We start from the raw sequence: 16765 nt of genomic DNA, 5'->3' as shown, positions 1-16765 counted from the left end.
CTCCGTCTAAGCTTAGACGTACCACTAACGCGGAAGCTCCACTCTGCCCTCGATCTCGAACGCCGCAGACAAAGTAGTTACATTTGAACTGCCACCGACCTTGATCTCATAATGCCCTGCACTCGCCGCGCGCACGCCCTGCGCATCCACCTGTGAGAGCTCGCGCGGATGCAGCGTGAAGCGCATCGGCTTCGACTGCCCCGGCAGCAAGTGGACACGCTGATATCCCACCAGAGCAAACCGTGGGGCGATGGATGTCTGCGGTGGCGTGAGGTACACCTGTGCGACCTCGTCTCCGGCAACCTTGCCCGTGTTGGTCACCTCCGCTTCAACGGTCAGATCTTCCCCGGCGTGCAGATGCGTCGCGGAAAGACTCACCTTGCCATACCGGAAGGTGGTGTAACTCAGACCGCCTCCAAAGGCATAGAGAGGCTGCCCCTTGAAGTAGCGATACGTGCGATTCGCCATGGAGTAGTCGTCAAACGCCGGAAGCTGATCGATGTTGCTGTAGAACGTGAGAGGCAAGCGACCAGAGGGGTTGTTCTTCCCCGCAAGCGTCTCTGCAATAGCCTGCGCGCCAGCTTCGCCGGGATACCACGCTTCAAGCAGAGCGTCCGTCTCACTGTCCTTGAGCGCGATCGCGCTTCCGTTCATGAGGACGACGATGAGAGGCTTGCCCGTCGCCTTCACCGCGCGAAGCAGCTCCAACTGCGTCTGCGGAAGCTCAATGTCCGTGCGGTCTCCGCCAGCGAAGCCCTTCACCTTGATCGGCATCTCTTCTCCCTCAAGTTCAGGAGAAAGACCAACGAACGCTACCACGACATCCGCCTTCTTCGCAGCTTCCACAGCAGCTTCGCGGAGAGGTGCGGTCGGCGGTGCCCACGACAGTGTGACGCCTCCACCGAAGAGTGCAGAGCGATGTTTGTACTCGATTTTGATCTCGTGTGGCCGCGTGTCGTCGAAGTGCAGATGCGCGGCAGGAGTCGTCGAAGCGCGGGACTCCTTGCTCGCCTCGCTCGTAAAGGTGCCGACCTCTTTGCCGTCGAACCACACCGAAAAACCAACGAACTCGTTGCAGGGATAGCAGTGCGCGAACTTTCCGGTCAGGTCATAGTCTCCCGCAGCCGGTGCAGCAATCGTTCCCGACCAGCGCACGGAAAAGGCATTCGCTGGAACCTGCGGAGCAGGTTTGGCGCTGTTCCAATCGAAATCGATCTGTGGATCCACGCGCGTCAGTACAGGTGCGCCGCTCAGGTTTTCATTGGCAAAGTACTCCGCGTGCAAGCCCTGCACCAAGGAACCCTGCGCAGGATGCATCTGCGTCCGCGGAATCGGAAGCATCAGCCCCTCCACATAGGGCGCACCCTGCGCGTAGACGACCTTAGCGCCGGGAAATGCTGCGGCAATCCCATCCACGGGCATCGCGGGATCTCTGGCAATGGCGTTGTAGTTCCCTTCCAGAGCATCAAGCGACGCGGCATTCGGTCCGATCACGGCGATGTTCTTCACGCCGTGGAGAGGAAGAAGGTTGTTCGCGTTTTTCAGCAGCACGATGGACTCCCGCGCCGCACGCAGCGCCAGTGCGCGATGCGCGGGAGAGTTTACCTCCGCCATCGTCAGGCGCGCGTAGGGCATCCTGGCTGGATCGTCGAAGAGACCGAGGCGGATGCGCGCCTCAAACAAGCGCTCCAGCGAGATGTCCATCTCGTGCTCTGTGATCAAACCGCTCTTGACCGCACTGGTCAAACCCAGATACGTCTTCCCGCAGGCCGTATCCGTACCCGCCTTCACGCCGGCAGCGGAGGCGTCCTCTTTTTCCTTGGAAAAGTGATGGCCGATCTTCGTATAAAAATCATCGATCGCGCCGCAATCCGACGTCACAAAGCCGCGAAACCCCCAGTCGCCGCGCAAAATCTGCTTGAGAAGGAGGTCACTGGCGCAGGCTGGCTGGCCGTCGATCCGGTTGTAGGCGCACATGATGGAGTCGGCCTTGCCTTCGATAATCGTGGAGCGGAAAGCGGGAAGATACGTGTCCCAGAGGTCGTGCTGGCTTACGTCGACATTGAAGGTGTGGCGTGTGCTCTCCGGTCCGCTGTGGACGGCAAAGTGCTTTGGCGTGGCAATCGTCCGAAAATAGTTGGGGTCGTCGCCCTGAATGCCGCGTACGAAGGCCGTCCCCATGCGGGCGGTGAGGAATGGATCCTCGCCGTAGGTCTCCTGGCCGCGGCCCCAGCGCGGATCGCGAAAGATATTGATGTTCGGCGACCAGATGGTCAGTCCGAAGTAGATCGAATGGACGCCATGCTGGACGGCATCATTGTACTTGGCACGGGCTTCGGTGGAGACGACTGTGCCGATCTCGTGCATCAGCGGTTCATCCCACGTGGCCGCCATGCCGATGGCCTGCGGAAACAGCGTGGCATAGCCGGAACGGGCCACGCCGTGGAGGCCTTCGCTCCAGAAGTCATAGGCCGGGACGCCCAGGCGGTCTATCGCAGGCGCTGTATTGATCATCTGCGCCGTCTTTTCTTCCAGCGTCATCCGGTGGACCAGATCGCGCGCCCGCGCCGGGGGTGAAAGCGTGGGATCCAGATAGGCGGGTTTCTGCGCCAGACCACTCTGTCCAAAGGCTGCAAACGTTAAACTCAAAAGTCCGCTGAGGACAAGTTTTGGTGCGCACATAGATTTTTCATCCTTCAATGATGATCGGAGGACCTGCCTCCGGACAATTCAGCATATCCCTAACGGGCCGTCATGATTCAATGGAAGTGTCTGAGAACAGACGAAGGAGAGAACGATGGCGGAAACATTGCAGCTTCCCAAGTACTCCATAGGCATGGGAGATCGTTTCGCGCACCAGGCGAAGGCACAACTTGCCGCTTGCGTGCTTGCGGAAAAGGCAGGAGTCACGATCGCGCCGGTTTGGAACAAGTCCAATCGCGAGCATCTCATCATCGGTTCGGAGCCAAGCGGAACGCGTTCTGCCGCGGACGTTGCGGTGAAGGAACTTGGCTGGACCGGACCTTACTTTCTCGATGCCGACCACATCAACCTGAAGACAGTCGACCGCTTCCTCGCACCCTGCAACTTCTTCACGATGGACGTAGCGGACGACATCGGACACCCCGCAGCAGCCGAGGATGTAGCCGCATTTGTAGCGCGTCATCCGGAGTTAATTGGCAACGTTGCCATTCCACGCATCGAAAAACCCTTTGAAATCGACGAAGCCTTCGTCCGCGGCGTCGCCAACAAGTTCCTCGCCGCCGTCCAGCAGGCCGGTGCAATCTATCGTTCCATCGTCGACAAGAAGGGTGAAGGCTCCTTCGTTCCCGAAATCTCGATGGACGAGACCGATTCCCCACAGACCCCCGTCGAGCTGCTGGTGATCCTCGCCGCCATCGCGGACGAGAAGATCCCTATCCAGACCATCGCTCCGAAGTTTACCGGCCGCTTCAATAAGGGCGTGGACTACGTCGGCGACGTGGAGCAGTTTACGAAGGAGTTCCGCGACGACCTTGCTACGATCGCCTTTGCCGTCGAGCGCTACGGCCTGCCGAAGAACCTGAAGCTCAGCGTTCACTCCGGTTCGGACAAGTACTCCATCTACAAGGCGATTCGCGAGAGCATTAAGGACTTCGACGCTGGCGTTCACGTGAAAACTGCCGGTACGTCCTGGCTGGAAGAGGTGATCGGCTTGGCGGAATCAGGCGGAGATGGTCTGGCGCTGGCAAAAGAAGTCTATGCCGAAGCCTTCGGCCACGCCGCCGAACTCTGCGCGCCCTACGCCACCGTGATCGACATCAAAACCGAGCGTCTGCCCGATCCTTCCGTGGTCAACGGCTGGACGAGCGACGAGTTCGTCCGCGCGCTGCGTCACGACGGCAAGCACGATGCCGCCTTCAACCCGGATCTCCGTCAGCTTCTGCACGTCGGATTCAAGGTGGCGGCAAAGATGGGCGACCGGTACCTGAAGGCGTTGGAAGCCAACGAAGAAGTCGTGGCACGCAACGTGACCACGAACCTCTACGAGCGACACATCAAACCAATCTTCGTCGGCTAACCGTGAAAGCTTTCGTGCCCCATTCTTCGCGGCTTCATCGCGAAGGGTGGGGTCGCGCGAAGCGCACAAACCAAATTCCCCAGGAAACCGCCGGACGGGTGCCCCATGTCCCGCATTTGGGACATGGGCATGCGCAAAGCGCATCGTTCGCTCGAAGAGCGATCACTTCGTTATGGGACGATAAAAGGAAGCTTTACGCCGTAGCCGCTGGCTTCTCCTTCTTCGGGAAGAACCGGTGCATCGCCATCTTGAGGATGACGTACAGCACTGGGATAAAGAAGAGATTAAGCACCGTGGAGAGCAACATGCCACCCACGACCGCCGTACCTACCGAGTGACGCCCCAGAGCACCGGCACCCGAAGCAAAGTACAGCGGAAGCACGCCGAGGATAAAGGCAAAGCTGGTCATCAGAATCGGCCGGAGACGAAGCTCCGACGCCGTAATGGCGGCGTCGATGATCGACTTACCCTCTTCCAGCTGCTGCTCCGCAAACTCAACAATCAGAATCGAGTTCTTCGCCGATAGACCGATCAGCATCACCAGGCCGATCTGGACGTAGACGTCATCGCTCAGACCCCGAAGCGCCACAAGCGAAAGCGCTCCAAGAATGGCCGTAGGCACGGCCAGCAGGATGATGAACGGCAGGGCGAAGCTCTCATACTGGGCGGAGAGCGTCAGGTAAACGACCAGCAGGCCCAGGCCGAAGATGATGATCGCCTTTCCAGAGGATTCGATCTCTTCGAGCGAAAGCCCCGTCCAAGAGAAAGTCATACCCGGCATCTTGTTCTTCTCAAAGAGCTTCTCCATGTTGGCGAGGCCCTGTCCGGAAGAAAGACCCTCGGCGGGAGAACCATCGATCTCCGCCGAGCGGAAGAGGTTGTAGTGATAGATGACCTGCGGTCCGGACTTCTCGTCGACCAGGATGAGGTTGTCGAGCGGGATCATCTGGTTCGCGTTCGACCGGACATAGTACTGTTTCAGGTCCTGCGCGTTGCGGCGGAACTGTTGGTCGGCCTGCACGTAGACGCGGTAAGAGCGATTGTTGAAGTCGAAGTCGTTGATATAGCTCGACCCCATGAAGGTGCTCATGGCCGCCGTAATCTGGTCCAGCGGAACGCCAACGGCGAGCGCCTTCTGGCGGTCGATGGTGACGTAGAGCTGAGGATCGTTCGCGGTGAAGGTGGTATTTAGGTTAGTAAGACCGGCGCCAGGGGCGCGTGTCTGGCCGACCATGGTGTGGGCGACGCGATCTATGTCCGCGAAGGTATTGCGACCCGCGTCCTGCAGCATGAACTGGAATCCGCCGACAGTACCGATACCCTGGATGGCGGGCGGCTCCGCTGCAAAGGCGATTCCACCGGGGACTCCGAAGAGCTTGGGCGCAGTGCGGGCCACGATGTCGTGCGCGGAGTGACCACTACCAAGCTTGGTGCGATCGTCAATCGGCTTGAGAGGCGCGAAGATCAGGCCGGAGTTCGGACTGCTTCCACCGGCAAGCGAAAAGCCCATCACGGAGAAGGTGCCAAAAACATCCTTGTCGTCGCGCACGAGCTTCGATACCTTGTCCGCGAAGTCTGCCGTGTACGTAAGGGATGCTCCCGGAGGCGTCTGCACGATGATCAGGAAATAGGACTGATCTTCCGTTGGAACGAACGCTGTCGGCACATGGATATACATGTAAACCGTCGCAGCGAGGCCAGCGAAGAAGAGAAGCAGGAACGCGTAGCGCACCTTGACCACCCAGGTCACGGCAACGGCGTACCAGGAGATCACCTTCTTGATGCCGCGGTCGACGGGGTTGAGTATGAGGCCGAGCAGGCCAGTCTTATGCTGTTCTCTGCGCAGCAGGATGGCGGCCAGAGCTGGCGAAAGCGTCAGCGCGTTGAACGCCGAAATCGCAATGGAAAACGCAATCGTCAGCGAGAACTGCTTATAAAGGATGCCCGTAGTTCCGGGAAAGAAGCTGACCGGAACGAATACGGAGATAAGCACCAGCGACGTAGCGATGACGGCGCTGGTGACCTCACGCATGGCGATGGATGTGGCTTCGTGCGCGTCGGCGACTCCCTGCTCAATATGTCGCTGCACATTCTCGATGACGACGATAGCATCATCCACCACAAGCCCCGTGGCGAGAGTGATCCCGAAGAGAGTCAGAGAATTGATCGAGAAACCAAAGATCTTGATGAAAATAAAGGTCCCGATCAGCGAAACCGGAATCGTCACCGCCGGGATGATCGTGGCGCGCCAATCCTGCAGGAAGAGGAAGATCACCACGATCACGATGACGATCGCTTCCGCGAGCGTGTGTTCTACCTCGGTAATCGAATCGGAGATGACCGTGGTGGTGTCGACGGCGATGATGCCTTCCAGGCCCGGCGGGAAAGACTTCCGCAGTTCTGCAAGAACAGCGCGGCACTTGCGATCCACATCCAGAGCGTTCGCGTTCGAAAGCTGTTGCACACCGATACCAACGGCATCGCCGCCGGAGTACTTCAGGTTGGTGTTGTAGTTTTCCGCGCCGATCTCCGCGCGGCCTACGTCTTTGAGCAGAACCAGGCCCGTGCCGTTGGTGGTGGTGCTCACCGTGGTACTGCTGGTAGGAGCATTGGATTTAATGATGATGTTTTCAAACTGGCGCGGATCCGAGAGACGTCCGACGACCCGAACGGCCATCTGGTACGCCTGCTTGGGGTCCGAAGGCGGAATGCCGAGCTGACCGGCAGCGATCTCAATGTTCTGCGATGCCAGGGCAGTGGTGACGTCGAGGGGTGTCAGGCCGCGTGCTGCCAGCTTGTTCGGGTCCAGCCAGAGGCGCATCGCATATTTGCGCTCACCGAAGATGACCACCGCGCCTACGCCGGGAACACGCTTGAGCGCGTCCGAGACATAAACATCGAGGTAGTTCGAGATGAACGATGGAGACAAAGAGTGGTCAGGCGAGATAAAACCAGCGGCGAAGACGAAGTTCGAGTTCGACTTGGTAATGGAGATACCGGTGTTGTTGACCGTGGAAGGAAGTCGGCCCTGCGCGGTGGCCACACGGTTCTGCACATCGACGGCGGCAATGTCCAGGTCGTAACCGGTGTCGAAGGTCACGGTGATGGAGCTGGTGCCGTCATTCGAACTCGTGGACGACATATACCGCATGCCTTCCACACCATTGATGGCCTGCTCCAGGATGATGGTTACAGCCGATTCCACGTCAGCCGAGTTGGCGCCGACGTAGTTGCAGCTCACATTGACCTGTGGCGGCGCAAGCTGCGGGTAAAGCGAGATCGGAATCGTAGGTAAGGAGACGGCGCCGGCCAGCACGATCAAAAGTGCGCAAACCGTGGCGAAGATGGGGCGTCGGATGAAAAACTCAACCAAGGTGAACTTCCCTTCGTGCGTTGGCTCTCCGAAAGAACCGGAGAGCGGGCCTCGGGGCATTCGCTCCCGCAGGCTTCATTTCGTTTCGATCAAAACTAACTCTTGGAACCGGCGGGCTGCGGGCCCATGGGCTGCACGGGAACACCTTCCTGAAGAAACTGGATACCCGAGACGATCACACGATCGCCCTGTTTCAGTCCAGAGAGAACGGGGTAGTCATTGCCGATCGGTTCTCCAAGATTGACCGCGACCTGGTGAGCGAAGAAGCCGCTGCCCTTCGGCGTGGCCACATAGACAAAAGTCTGTCCGCCGATGCGCGTAACAGAAAGAACAGAGACAGTGGGCGCCTGCGAGGTGGACCAGGTGACCCGTGCGTTCACAATCTGGCCATTGCGGATCATATTTCCCTGAGGGGAAATCGGCGCCTTGGCAAGAATGCTCTGCAGGCCATTGTCTACCTGCGGCGAGACAAAGGAGATCGTCGAGTGCGTGAGGACCGCGCCGACCGTATCAAGGACGTCCACGGCAAGCCCCGGACGCACCTTCGAGCCCTGCTCCGTGGGGAGGTAGATATAGGCTTCGAGGTCCTTGTTCTCATCGACCGTGGTGAGCACCGTTGTGGGAGAGACATAATCCCCTAGATGTACGGGGACGTCGCCCACAATACCTGCGAACGGCGCACGAATCTGGTAGTACGCGAGCTGCTGACGCTGGGTGTTCGTGCTGGCGGCCGAGGAGTCAAAGGCGCCCTTCGAGTTCTGGAAGGACTGCACGGCCTGGTCGTAAACCTGACGCGAGGTGACACCTGCCTCAAAAAGCTTGCGCTGGCGCTCCACTTCGGTCTGGTTGTACTGATACACCGCCTTTTGCTGCTGCTCCAGCCCCTGCTGCGACTGCACAGCGGCGACCTGCTTGAGCGGGTCGATCTGCATCAGCACCTGTCCCGCCTTCACCTTCTGTCCGGAGACCACGAAGATATGTGTAATGTTGCCGTCGATCTGCGGCTGCATGGTGGCGGAGCGGCGGCTTTTGACCGTGGAGACATAGGTGTCGCTGCTGGGCACGGCGCTGAACTCCACCGGAATCACCTTAACAGGCATGGCCTGGGCGGCGGGAGGAGCGGCGGCGGGTTTGCTGCAGCCAGCCACCAGAGCAGCCAGAAGTGCAAACCCGATGGCAACTTTTGTAGCATGGCAGATCGGATGTGGCTCCGGGTTCGCGGACACACCGGGGCGAGAGTCATGGGAAAAAACGTGCACAAATGGCTCCTTGTCACCTTCAAGATGAGTCGAATCGGGAAAGCGATTGAAAATATTCAACCAAATGTCCGTTGACTAGGGAATAAATTCGTTCGAGAGTGATTCAAACATGCCCGCTTGAGGAGTCTCCATGCTACGCCGTCTTTCCGTTCGTGCCCTGCTTTTTGGAATACTTCTTCCTCCCTTTGCCGTGGCACGAACCACTCCCGTCACCTCCACCGTGCCCAACCACGCGGAGATCATTGGGTACGTCTTCGCACGAGATCGCATTCTTTCGCCCAGCGAAATCGCGGCAACCAAGATGACCCGTATCAACTACGCTTTTGCTGACGTGAAAGATAATAAAGTGGCTGAAGGATTTGCACATGATGCGGAAAACTTTGGTGTTTTGACGAGTCTGAAGCAGCAAAATCCTTCTCTGAAGATCCTTGTATCGGTCGGGGGATGGACGTGGTCAAAGAACTTCTCCGATATGGCACTTACCAAGAAGACACGGTCGATCTTTATCGACAGCGCCGTCGATTTCGTGACGAAGTACAAGCTCGATGGCCTCGATATCGACTGGGAGTATCCCGGCCTGGAGGGTGACCACAACAAGTTCCGTCCCGAAGATAAAGAGAACTACACCCTCCTGCTGAAGGAGTTACGCATTCGCTTTGATCGCGAGGGACGGCGGCAGCATAAACACCTCTATACCTCGATTGCTACGGGCGGTAGCCTCAACTTCCTGCAGCACACAGAGATGGACAAGGTCCAGAAGTATGTTGATTCCATCAACCTGATGACCTACGACATGTATGGCGGCGACAAGAACACAGGGCATCACTCCTCCCTTTACACCCATCCTGACGATCCAAAGCACGTCTCTTCGGACAAGTCGGTGCAAAACTACCTTGCAGCGGGGGTAAAGGAGAACAAAATCGTCTTGGGTGTTCCATTCTATGGAAAGGGGTGGACTGGGGTAGAAGCAACCAAGAATGGTTTATTCCAGCCCGGAACGAGCGCGCGCAACCTTCATCTGAACTACGGCAGCATCGCCTCGACGCTTCTGGCACCGGGTTCTGGCTACGTCCGCTATTGGGATTACAGCTCGGACTCGCCCTATCTCTACAACGCCACCACGCAGACCTGGGTGGATTATGAGGACGCCGAGTCGCTGGCGCATAAAGCCCTGTATGTACGCGGACATCACCTGGGCGGCATGATGTTCTGGGAGTACACTGGCGATCCGAACAACGTACTTCTCGATGCGATCAACATCGGACTTCATCCCACAAATGAGGCGACAGCCCGCTAATGAAAATCCGCACCTCCCTGCTCCCGTTGCTTGCTGGTCTTCTCGCTGTTCCCTGCGTCCGGGCCCAGAGAACTTCTTCTTCACAGATCATCGGGTACGTCTTCTCGCGCGGACAGGCGCTTAACGCGAACGACATTGCGGCAAAGAAGCTGACCCGGATTCACTACGCCTTCATCGACACCAGGGACGGCGCGCTGGCCGAACCGACACCGATGCAGGCCAGCGATCTGGCAACGCTGGTCTCGCTGAAAAAGATCAACCCTGCATTGACCATCGTAGTGTCCACAGGAGGCTTCGCGCGCTCGGAGGACTTCTCGGACATCGCCCTGACGCCAGCCTCGCGGGCTAAGTTCGTCGCAAGCTGCCTGCATCTGGTCGAAGCTCAAAAGCTCGATGGCATCGACATCGATTGGGAGTACCCGGCGTTCCCGCGCCCAAGCGGACGCTTCCGCGCAGCGGACAAGCAGAATTACACACTGCTTCTGCGCTACCTGCGCATGGCATTCGACACTGCAGGCAGACGTCTGCACAAGCACCTCGTCACCTCAACCGCGACCAACGGAAACAGATTCTTCATCAACAGCACGGAGCTGGCGCAGGTCGCAAAATATGTCGACACCATCGCCCTGATGGGCTACGACTACTACGATCGCAGTGACCCGACGACCGGCAATCACTCGCCACTCTTCACCGATCCCGCCGATCCGAAGAAGCTCTCCGACGATCAGTCGGTGCGCGACTATCTTGCCGCGGGCGTCCCTCCCGAGAAGATCGTTCTCGGCGTTCCCTTCTACGGTCACGGCTGGACCGGTGTTCCGCCTGCGAACCACGGTCTGTTTCAGCCAGTGCCGAAGAACAAAATGTTCGACGTGCTCTATACAGAAATTGCCAAAGAGAAGCTTGCACCGGGATCGGGCTTCACGCGCTACTGGAACGCGGCCTCCGCCGTGCCCTATCTCTACAACCCTGCGACACAGACCTTCATTACCTATGACGATCCTGAGTCCATGAAGCGCAAGTGCGCCTATGTGCGCGAGAAGCACCTGAGTGGCATCATGTTCTGGGCCTACAATGGCGATCCTGACAACGTTCTTCTGGACGCGATTAACGCGGGCCTGCACGCAACACCAAAAGGGAAATAGATGGCAACCTCTGCTGGACCACATCCACTCGCGCCGCAACGGATTCTTTCGCTGGATATCTTTCGCGGCCTGAACATCGCGCTGATGATCTTTGTGAACGAACTAGCCGAAATAAAAGGCCTGCCCTGGTGGACGTACCACGCCCCCGGCAAAGTCGACGTGATGACCTACGTCGACATGGTCTTTCCTGGCTTTCTCTTCATCCTCGGCATGGCGATCCCGCTGGCGCTCAATGCGCGCATCCGCAAAGGAGACAGTCCGGCCACGCTGCTGGGATACATTGCGCTGCGCTCGGCGGCACTGCTTGTGCTGGGAATCATTCTTGAGAACGGCGGGCGCGGCGATCCGGCACTTATGCACGGACTGGGCCGATATATCTGGGGGCTGCTGGCCCTCTTCGCCGCGATCCTGATCTGGCTGGTCTATCCAAAGACAACCGATAGGCTCCGCTGCAACCTCTATCGCGGCTTGCGCACTGCGGGATTCGTTCTGCTTGTCGGGCTGGCGATTCTTTATCGCCACACAGCGCGCGATGGCGGCGTAGGCTGGTTCTCTTATGGCTATCCAGAGATCCTCGGCCTGATCGGTTACACGTATTTCTCCGTGTCGCTGCTCTACCTGACAACGCGCCGATGGTTGTGGGCGCCTGCGGTCTGGTTCGTGGCGATGACGGTGTTCTGCATCGCCAGCACGGCGCATTGGATCCACCTTGATCTGCCCTGGTACAAGTTTCCCATCGTCAATGGATCGATGGCCTCGATTGCCTTCGCAGGCATCACCCTCACCACGATCTTCTTCCTGGAACCGAGGTTCGCGACGTTCCGACAGAAGGCTATACCTGCCCTGGTCTTCGCTGTCGTCACACTGATCGTCGCGCGCCTGCTGCATCCGCTCGGTATCTCGAAGATCCGCGCGACGCCAACGTGGTGCCTGTACACCATCGGCGCGTGCATCCTTCTCTTCACACTGCTGTATTACGTCTGCGACGTGAAGCGATACAGCAAGTGGGCGTTCTTCGTGAAGTCCGCCGGCTCGAACACGCTGCTGACCTATCTGCTCCCAGACATCTGGTTCTACATTTTGGCCGCGACGGGCGTCACGTGGTTCGGCACGCACTTCGTGTATGGGTGGCAGGGCGTGGTACGGGCGTTTGTCTTCACGGCGGTGATGCTGTTGGTGTCTGAGCTACTGACGCGGATGAAACTGCGCCTGCAGCTCTAACGCAACGTGGATCTCCTCTGTGCCCCATTCTTTCGCAGCTTCATCGCGAAAGGGTGGGGTCGCGCGGAGCGCACAAACTTGATCTCTCAGGAAACCAAAATTCGGGTGCCCCTCCAAAAAGCAGATCCCTCCGCTCTGCTACGGGATGACAAATTCCGTAGCACAACGAAGGCATCAAATCTGCGAATAACTCGTTGGGTTGAGATACAGATTCGTAATGTTGGAGACGATGGACTCATACGCAAAGCGCTGATCCGCGCTCAGCTTCTTCCACTCAGGATCGGCACTGAACGCCTTCCAGCAGCTCTGCAATGTAGCCAGATCGGGGAAGGTAAGCATGTAGGTAAGGTTGGGTATGTTGGGGCCGATAAGCGCGTCGCCATAGAAGACCTGGCCGCAGCCCGCGCGCGCAAAGATCTCAAACTCGCCCGAGTGAAACATCTTGACCTTCGCGATATGTGCCGCGTTCGAAGGCGATTCATAAGTGCGTAGCTGGAAGATGCGCTTGCCCTTCGCTGGCGGCGTCAGGACAGAATAGCCTTCGAACGCAGCAAAGAGGGATGACTCCACACGTTTGAACGCGGGTGCCGCGGCAGGCGCTGCCCAGAAAGGCGCGGCGGCTTTTACAAAGACTTCATCCTTCGCCAGAGCGAGCTCTGCCGTAATGAGCGTCTGTACGTTCTTACACGGCAGCAGCAGATAGATCGTAGGTGTCTCGGGCCCAACGTCAACGCTGAAGGCACCCACGGGATTAATGCCGAGGCGATTGAGCGCCGGGATCAGCGCCTTCTCAAAGTAGTCCGCAGCAAGCTTGGTCTGCGGCCCACTCTGCAAAGTGTACTTGCGCAGATCGTAGTATTCACGGCCCGCAGCAGGCTGCGCGGAAGATTCCCGAGGGAGAGCAGCAGCCGAGGCTGCGGCGAGCGAAGAGGCAAGAAATTTACGACGCATCATGAAAGGTCTCCTGGAAGAACGTAGCCAGTCTATTCGAGAGTGTTTCCACCGTTCACCGCGATCTTCTGCCCGGTAATAAATTCCGCACCCGCAGAAGCCAGAAAAGCAACGGTACGCCCCACATCTTCGGGTGTTCCCATGTGCTGCATGGGAACACGATCGATGTAGGCTTGCTTCTCCTCCGCCGTCGCGCCGACAGACCGGTCCGTAGGAATCCATCCCGGAGCGACAAGATTTACCGTGATCCCGAACGGAGCCAGCTCCCGCGCCCAGGAGCGCGTTGCGGCAAGCTGCGCGCCTTTGGCCGCGACATAATTTGCAAAGCGCGGATTGCCCAGCTCGACGACCTCGCTGCCAATCTGAATCACACGCCCAAAGCAGCGCTCCTTCATCCCGGCAAGAACGCTCTGGAGCAGCAGCAGGGGCGATTTCACGAAGAACTCAAGTTGATCCAGATGGGACTGCCAGGTCTGCTCTTCAATCGAAAGAAACGGCTGGTGACCGGTAGCGTTCGGCACGAGGATGTCGATATGCCCAAAGGACTTCTCTACCTCTCGAACCATGGCGGCAATCTGACTTTCGTCACGAACATCTGCCTTAAACGCCTTTGTGGTCAGGCCACGGCTGTTCAGGTCCCAGCAGAGTTGCTCAGCACGGCCTTCGCTGGCAAAGTAGTTTACGGCCACCCGCGCACCCTGTTCGGCGAGCGCGGTGGCAATGGCGGCACCGAGGCCACGTGAGGCTCCGGTTACCAGGGCGGTTTTATCTTTTAGGCTAGGCACGGATTGAGTGTACTTGCCGACGTATACTGAGAGGAGTCTCTCTGCAACCTTCCGTACCACTTTTCGCTCGCTGGACGCTCTCGAGCCGCCCTTCCCTGCACTCTTACGGCTTTCAATTTCTATGGAGTTTTACCGATGCGATCTGAACAGGTATACCGCGCTCTAGTTAATATCCCCAATCGCTTCAGCCTCTGCCAGACGACGGCGCGCGCGACTCGCCGCCTGCACGTTCTGTCCACACGCACGGAAGATACGACCAACCTCGCGCTCGACGGTATCAGCGCCGGCAAGTATGTGGATGTTCTTCCGCTGCCGGATGTCATTCTGGCGAAGTAGTCTTCTTAGCCGCAAAAGGAAAAGGGTATTTCGACAAACCGAAATACCTTTTTCCTTGCCCAAAAATAAGACTAAGGCTTAAGTTCTTCCTTCTTCAAGGCGAAGGTGCCAGTAACGTTCAACGGCTGGACATCGACCGATCCGTGAAATACGCCCTTGTCATCCATGAAGCCTGTGAAGGTGAGGGTCAGCGCCTGACCGTTATATTCGCCGGGCTGGGAGAAAGTAATCTTCTTCCCATCGATGGTGCCCGTCGTGTCACGCGTTGTGCCTTCAATCTTGCAGGGCCCGGCGATCTTATCCGCCGTCTGAGTAAAGGTACAGGACTCCGCAAGGTCGTAGCCCTGGATGTCTCCGCTGATCGTCCAGACGCCGGAGTTGTCCGCAGCGAAGGCGGTGGCCGAGAGAAGAAGGAGTGGGAGGAGACGTTTCATTCGAGTTTCCTTTGGATTCCAGATTGGATAGCCGGGGCCGGAAGACCAATATACAGCTAAGCCGGTTTCTGGATGCGATCGTTTTTCCAAAGTGCGAGAACGACATCCATCTGGCTGGTGTGGGGCGTCTCCGGATTGTCTGCGACCTCGCGCCAGAGACCTGTAACTGAAGCCGGTGCGCCGTCGAGCAGAAGACGGACCGCGCGAACGGCATAGTCCTTATGAATGCGCTGCGCAGAGTAGCTGCCGGGGATGAAGCCCTTGACCAGGCCTTCTTCACACAGGCCAAGAAAGGCTCCGCGAGGTCCGCCCTTTTTCTGCTGCGTGGGGCTGGTGGGATAGAGCTGCTTGGTTGCCGTATTCCAGCGGTCGAGCGGCGTCGCCTTGGGATGATGTTTGTCCGGGTGCGCGGCGATGAGGGCGGCTTCGCCGTATCTGTTTGCCATGTCGTGATTCTACGGGTTAGAAGCGGGCCATGGAATGGGCAAACGCCGACCATCTGCGGGTTTTGATCACAGCCGGTTGCACCGCATAAATCCTTCCTCGATGGAACTCATTCGGGAGACTGCCTGGGCGTCTGGCGCATTGGGAATTTTCCCTTTCCCGGTTTGTTTTGCTCTGTACGTAGTGGTCTTCTGGGAAGGAAAATTCATGGCATCATCTCCAGGCATTCATGCTCTTTCTCACAGCCCGGAATCTCGCGGATTTGCAAAAAGAAAGATCGATGCATGGCTTGAATCTGCGGGAGTCTCGGCCAACGGCAATCAACCATGGGATCCGCAGGTGATCGATGACCGGTTTTATAACCGTGTGCTTCTGAAGGGCTCACTCGGTCTCGGTGAGTCTTACATGGAAGGATGGTGGGAATGCGAAGCACTCGACGAATTCTTCTGTAGGGTGCTCACCGCAGGACTTCTAGATCGAACAAGTTTAAACTTCGCGACCTTATTGAATGGGATCACCGCCCGCCTCTTCAACCTACAGACCGCGAAGAGAGCATGGAAGGTCGGCGAAACCCATTACGATGTGGGGAACGACCTCTACAAGCGCATGCTCGATTCGCGTCTGGTCTATACGTGTGCTTATTGGCAAAATGCAACGACCCTCGATGAGGCACAAGAGGCCAAGCTGGATCTTGTCTGCAGAAAGATAGGGCTTCAGAACTCCGACCATATCCTTGATATTGGTTGTGGATGGGGTAGCTTTGCCAAATTTGCTGCCAGTAGATATGGCGCTTTCGTGGACGGCGTCACCATATCCAGGGAACAGGTTGAGCTTGGAAACATTTTATGTCGGGAATACCCCGTCAATCTGAAACTGATGGACTACCGAAACGTGGACACGGTCTACGATCACATCGTGTCCCTCGGCATGTTCGAGCATGTTGGCAATAAAAATTACCGTACCTTTTTCCAGAAGGCCTCACAGTGTCTCAAGGACGATGGCCTCTTCCTACTCCATACAATAGGTTCGGGAACGACATCGAACATCGTTGAACCATGGATCATGAAGCATATCTTCCCAAACGGGATGATTCCCTCCATGGCGCAAATCGGAAAAGGAATCGAAGGCCTGTTCGTCATCGAAGACGTCCACAACTTCGGAGCGGATTACGACAGGACACTGATGCAATGGTTCGAAAACTTCGATAGCACTTGGTCCGAGATCAAAAAGAACTACCCCGATAACTTCTACCGGAAATGGAAGTACTATCTATTGTCCAGCGCTGGCGCATTCCGATCCAGGCATCTCCACCTCTGGCAGATCGTCTTGTCGAAACGTGGTGTTCGGAACGGGTACGCGCGGCCACGATAGGCTGCATTACTTTAGTGGTTGGCGGTCCGATCCATGGGCCGAAGGAAGAACTGCACCGTAACGCACCGAAAGCGCGCAATATGGCGGACGCC

13 protein-coding genes are annotated in these 16765 nt (G+C 57.6%); 6 read left to right on the top strand and 7 right to left on the bottom strand.

Annotation, left to right across the window (positions count from 1 at the left end; genetic code table 11):
* Positions 1 to 24: 24 nt before the first annotated feature.
* A complete protein-coding gene (locus ACIPR4_RS02015; protein ID WP_013566976.1) occupies positions 25 to 2682 on the bottom strand; it encodes a glycoside hydrolase family 3 C-terminal domain-containing protein in 2658 nt (885 codons plus the stop codon).
* A gap of 115 nt (positions 2683 to 2797) precedes the next feature.
* On the opposite strand from ACIPR4_RS02015, the gene ACIPR4_RS02010 reads away from it, so the two are divergent.
* On the top strand, positions 2798 to 4060 hold the full coding sequence (locus ACIPR4_RS02010) for a tagaturonate epimerase family protein (RefSeq protein WP_013566975.1): 1263 nt from the start codon (positions 2798 to 2800) through the stop codon (positions 4058 to 4060).
* A gap of 193 nt (positions 4061 to 4253) precedes the next feature.
* Here ACIPR4_RS02010 and ACIPR4_RS02005 read toward each other — a convergent pair whose 3' ends face one another.
* A complete protein-coding gene (locus ACIPR4_RS02005) occupies positions 4254 to 7493 on the bottom strand; it encodes an efflux RND transporter permease subunit (protein ID WP_013566974.1) in 3240 nt (1079 codons plus the stop codon).
* A 35-nt stretch (positions 7494 to 7528) separates the two neighbouring features.
* Positions 7529 to 8692, bottom strand: a complete 1164-nt coding sequence (locus ACIPR4_RS02000) for an efflux RND transporter periplasmic adaptor subunit (RefSeq protein ID WP_013566973.1) — start codon at positions 8690 to 8692, stop codon at positions 7529 to 7531.
* Between the two features lie 130 nt (positions 8693 to 8822).
* On the opposite strand from ACIPR4_RS02000, the gene ACIPR4_RS01995 reads away from it, so the two are divergent.
* The 3 genes from ACIPR4_RS01995 to ACIPR4_RS01985 are packed head-to-tail and all read left to right on the top strand — an operon-like array spanning position 8823 to position 12352.
* Positions 8823 to 9989, top strand: coding sequence for a glycoside hydrolase family 18 protein (locus tag ACIPR4_RS01995; protein ID WP_013566972.1), 1167 nt, complete (start codon positions 8823 to 8825; stop codon positions 9987 to 9989).
* Positions 9989 to 11131: a glycoside hydrolase family 18 protein gene (locus ACIPR4_RS01990; RefSeq protein WP_013566971.1), complete on the top strand. Its 1143-nt coding sequence runs from the start codon at positions 9989 to 9991 to the stop codon at positions 11129 to 11131. Before ACIPR4_RS01995 ends, ACIPR4_RS01990 begins: the two co-directional genes overlap by 1 nt.
* A complete protein-coding gene (locus tag ACIPR4_RS01985; RefSeq protein ID WP_013566970.1) occupies positions 11132 to 12352 on the top strand; it encodes a DUF5009 domain-containing protein in 1221 nt (406 codons plus the stop codon).
* Between the two features lie 174 nt (positions 12353 to 12526).
* Here ACIPR4_RS01985 and ACIPR4_RS01980 read toward each other — a convergent pair whose 3' ends face one another.
* Together ACIPR4_RS01980 and ACIPR4_RS01975 are read right to left on the bottom strand one after the other, a co-directional pair.
* On the bottom strand, positions 12527 to 13306 hold the full coding sequence (locus ACIPR4_RS01980) for an NIPSNAP family protein (RefSeq protein ID WP_013566969.1): 780 nt from the start codon (positions 13304 to 13306) through the stop codon (positions 12527 to 12529).
* Positions 13307 to 13335: 29 nt separating this feature from the next.
* The gene (locus ACIPR4_RS01975; RefSeq protein WP_041586320.1) at positions 13336 to 14088 is read right to left on the bottom strand and encodes an SDR family oxidoreductase; all 753 of its coding nucleotides are present in this window, start codon (positions 14086 to 14088) and stop codon (positions 13336 to 13338) included.
* A 135-nt stretch (positions 14089 to 14223) separates the two neighbouring features.
* Here ACIPR4_RS01975 and ACIPR4_RS01970 point away from each other — a divergent pair, with 135 nt between their 5' ends.
* On the top strand, positions 14224 to 14424 hold the full coding sequence (locus tag ACIPR4_RS01970; protein ID WP_013566967.1) for a hypothetical protein: 201 nt from the start codon (positions 14224 to 14226) through the stop codon (positions 14422 to 14424).
* A gap of 71 nt (positions 14425 to 14495) precedes the next feature.
* On the opposite strand, the gene ACIPR4_RS01965 is transcribed toward ACIPR4_RS01970, so the two are convergent.
* Together ACIPR4_RS01965 and ACIPR4_RS01960 are read right to left on the bottom strand one after the other, a co-directional pair.
* Complete coding sequence (locus ACIPR4_RS01965) at positions 14496 to 14858, bottom strand: hypothetical protein (RefSeq protein WP_013566966.1); 363 nt, start codon at positions 14856 to 14858, stop codon at positions 14496 to 14498.
* Between the two features lie 56 nt (positions 14859 to 14914).
* Entirely contained in the window at positions 14915 to 15304 is a 390-nt protein-coding gene (locus ACIPR4_RS01960) for a DUF6979 family protein (RefSeq protein WP_013566965.1), read from the bottom strand.
* Positions 15305 to 15338: 34 nt separating this feature from the next.
* Here ACIPR4_RS01960 and cfa point away from each other — a divergent pair, with 34 nt between their 5' ends.
* Positions 15339 to 16673, top strand: coding sequence for a cyclopropane fatty acyl phospholipid synthase (cfa, locus tag ACIPR4_RS01955; RefSeq protein ID WP_222829256.1), 1335 nt, complete (start codon positions 15339 to 15341; stop codon positions 16671 to 16673).
* Positions 16674 to 16765: the final 92 nt, after the last annotated feature.

It is taken from the genome of Terriglobus saanensis SP1PR4, from assembly GCF_000179915.2.
Lineage (GTDB): Bacteria > Acidobacteriota > Terriglobia > Terriglobales > Acidobacteriaceae > Terriglobus > Terriglobus saanensis.
This window is presented reverse-complemented; position numbering and strand designations above follow the sequence as displayed.